Annotated in this window: 2 rRNA genes (1 of these 2 cut by a window edge); both read right to left on the reverse strand. The window is 48.8% G+C overall.

The features are described 5' to 3' along the window. Window positions 1–185: 185 nt before the first annotated feature. Window positions 186–297, reverse strand: a 5S ribosomal RNA gene (gene rrf, locus FNH22_RS00005). 158 nt (window positions 298–455) lie between these two features. Then, window positions 456–2,500, reverse strand: a 23S ribosomal RNA gene (locus tag FNH22_RS00010); it runs 849 nt beyond the window's last position.

The following is a 2,500-nucleotide window of genomic DNA, read 5'->3' on the forward strand; positions in this document are numbered from 1 at the left end:
ACAAACCGCTAGATAATGGGTTCACTTTTTGGCTTTAAAAGCGAACAAATATTCTTTACTGTCATCCTTCAAGTAGCAGTCCCTCTACTTTCATCAGGGTTGATGTTTTTTTGCTGTGGGTGCTATAGGGGTGGGATGACAGGACATAAAAAAACCCCAGGAGGATATCCTGAGGTTCTGATAAAAACTGGCAACGACCTACTCTCCCACCTGTTACGGCAGTACCATCGGCGCTGATGGGCTTAACTTCTCTGTTCGGAATGGGAAGAGGTGGACCCCATCGCTATAATCACCATAAAATCGTCGTAGATAAATACTTCAATCCAATCGTACAGATCAATATACATACCTACCTTATGACATAGACATGAATGTTGTGAAAGAATTCTGAAAGCTTAGATACACAGTAGTAATAAAATTGTACACTTATCACTACTACAAAAGGGCAAAGCCCCTAGAGAAAGTCTACGGGTAATTAGTACTGCTCGGCTTTGACATCTCTGCCTTTACACCTACAGCCTATCAACGTTATCGTCTCTAACGTCCCTTATAAAGAAGTCTCATCTTGAGGTGGGTTTCGCGCTTAGATGCTTTCAGCGCTTATCCCTGCCTAACATAGCTACCCGGCGGTGCAGCTGGCACCACAACCGGTACACCAGAGGTTAGTCCAACCCGGTCCTCTCGTACTAAGGTCAGATCCTCGCAAACTTCTTACGCCCACAACAGATAGGGACCGAACTGTCTCACGACGTTCTGAACCCAGCTCGCGTGCCACTTTAATGGGCGAACAGCCCAACCCTTGGGACCTTCTCCAGCCCCAGGATGTGACGAGCCGACATCGAGGTGCCAAACCTCCCCGTCGATGTGAGCTCTTGGGGGAGATCAGCCTGTTATCCCCAGAGTACCTTTTATCCTTTGAGCGATGGCCCTTCCATGCGGAACCACCGGATCACTATACCCGACTTTCGTCCCTGATCGGCTTGTAAGCCTCACAGTCAAGCTCCCTTTTGCTATTGCGCTCTTCGTACGATTACCAACCGTACTGAGGGAACCTTTGGAAGCCTCCGTTACTCTTTTGGAGGCGACCACCCCAGTCAAACTACCCACCACACACTGTCTCCGCTTCCAGCGGATTAGGCATCACGTAAATAAAGGGTGGTATTTCAACAACGACTCCAACATGCCTGGCGACACACCTTCGTAGTCTCCCACCTATCCTACACATCATTTACACAATGTCAATGTGAAGCTATAGTAAAGGTTCATGGGGTCTTTCCGTCCCGTTGCGGGTACGCGGCATCTTCACCGCGACTACAATTTCACCGAGCTCATGGCCGAGACAGTACCCAGATCGTTGCACCATTCGTGCAGGTCGGAACTTACCCGACAAGGAATTTCGCTACCTTAGGACCGTTATAGTTACGGCCGCCGTTTACTGGGGCTTCAGTTCAACGCTTTGGAGAGTAAACTCCCCTGACGTCCCCCCTTAACCTTCCAGCACCGGGCAGGTGTCAGGCCTTATACTTCATCTTTCGATTTCGCAAAGCCATGTGTTTTTGCTAAACAGTCGCCTGGGTCTTTTCACTGCGGCTTCTCACCCGAAGGTGAGGAAGCGCCCCTTCTCCCGAAGTTACAGGGCCATTTTGCCTAGTTCCTTAGCCATGAATCACTCGAGCACCTTAGGATTCTCTCCTTGACTACCTGTGTCGGTTTACGGTACGGGTACCCATACAATACGTTTAGAAGATTTTCTTGGAAGCAGGATTAGGGCCACTATCTGCGCTCCCGAAGGATTGCAGTACTATCAGGTTCAGCTAGTCTTGCGGATTTGCCTACAAAACTAATACCTACTCCCTTTAACGTACTATTCCGTCAGTACGCGGGCCTTTCACTTCTCCGTCTCTCCATCACTCATATGGGTAGTATGGGAATATTAACCCATTGTCCATCGACTTCCCCTTTCGGGTGCGCCTTAGGTCCCGACTAACCCTGATCCGATTAGCGTTGATCAGGAATCCTTAGTCTATCGGTGTGAATGTTTCTCACATTCATTATCGTTACTTATGCCTACATTTGCTTTTCTATACGCTCCAACATGCCTTACAGCACACCTTCCCCGCATATAGAATGCTCCCCTACCCAGTAGTAAACTACTGCCTTAGCTTCGGTACTATACTTAATGCCCGATTATCATCGATGCCCGGTCGCTCGACCAGTGAGCTGTTACGCACTCTTTAAATGAATGGCTGCTTCCAAGCCAACATCCTGGCTGTCTCGGCAACTGGACCACCTTAGTTCAACTTAGTATAGATTTTGGGACCTTAGCTGAAGGTCTGGGTTCTTTCCCTCTCGGACATGGACCTTAGCACCCATGCCCTCACTGCAGGGCTAATCTTATAGCATTCGGAGTTCATCAGGATTTGGTAGGATGTGACTCCCCCTAGTCCTATTGGTAGCTCTACCTCTATAAGAAAACACCCCACGCTGCTCCTAAAAGCAT

Source organism: Fulvivirga sp. M361 (genome assembly GCF_007097395.1).
In the GTDB taxonomy this organism is placed as follows: domain Bacteria; phylum Bacteroidota; class Bacteroidia; order Cytophagales; family Cyclobacteriaceae; genus Fulvivirga.